The sequence below is a fragment of the Roseateles sp. P5_E11 genome (genome assembly GCF_054049355.1).
The window spans coordinates 1-980 of the sequence record NZ_JBFUMO010001072.1 but is presented as its reverse complement, the minus strand read 5'-3'; the positions used below and the strand labels follow the sequence as shown (position 1 = coordinate 980).

At 66.6% G+C, this 980-nt stretch carries 1 protein-coding gene; it reads right to left on the bottom strand.

Annotated features, from left to right (window positions below; all coding sequences use genetic code 11):
• Positions 1–980: ATP-binding protein (locus ACXJKR_RS33475; RefSeq protein WP_457326530.1), on the bottom strand; the 980-nt coding region annotated here is incomplete at both ends.

The following is a 980-nucleotide window of genomic DNA, read 5'->3' as shown; positions in this document are numbered from 1 at the left end:
GTCCTCCTCGGCGACGCTGAAGATCTGCACCGGGATGTGGCGGGTCAGCGGGTCGAGCTTGAGCTGGTTGAGCACCGTCCAGCCCAGCATGTCGGGCAGGAAGATGTCCAGCGACACGGCAGTCGRCTTGAAGCGCCGCGCCAGCTCCAGGCCCAGGCTGCCCTTGAGCGCCACCAGGCCCTTGAAGCCGCGGTCCCGCGCCAGGCCCAGCACGATGCGGGCGAAGTGAGGGTCGTCCTCGATGATAAGCAGGACCGAGTCGCCCTCCTCGATGTTCTCGCGGTCATCAGGTACCTGGGTTTCTCGCACCAGCGGCAGGTTGTTGCGCGCCGGGGCCATCGGGCGGCTGTGCGAGGGCAGGGGCGCCATGCTGGCGCTGTCCGCGCCTGCGAAATGCAAGGGCAGGAAGAGCGTGAACGTGCTGCCATGGCCATGCACGCTGGTCAGGCGGATTTCGCCGCCGAGCAGGGCCGCCAGCTCACGGCTGATGGCCAGGCCCAGGCCGGTGCCGCCGTATTTGCGCGAAGTACCGGCGTCGGCCTGCTGGAAGGCCTCGAAGATCAGGCGCTGCTTCTCGGGCGCCACGCCAATGCCGGTGTCCTCCACCGCGAAGGCCAGCACATGCTGGGCCTTGCTCAGCACCGGATGCTCCGTGCTCCAGCCCTCGTTGGCCAGGCTGACGCGCAGCTCCACATGGCCGTGCGCCGTGAACTTCACCGCGTTGGACAGCAGGTTCTTCAGGATCTGCTGCAGCCGCTTGGCATCACTTTCCATGCTGCGCGGCAGGTCGTCGGCGAACGTCAGGCGCAGCGGCAGGCTCTTGGCCTCGGCCACATGGCGGAAATTGCGGTCGATGCTGTCGCGCAGCGACACAAACGAGATGTCCTCGATCTCCACCGTGACGGTGCCCGACTCGATCTTGGACAGGTCCAGGATGTCGTTGATGAGGTGCAGCAGGTCGGAGCCGGACGAGTTGATGT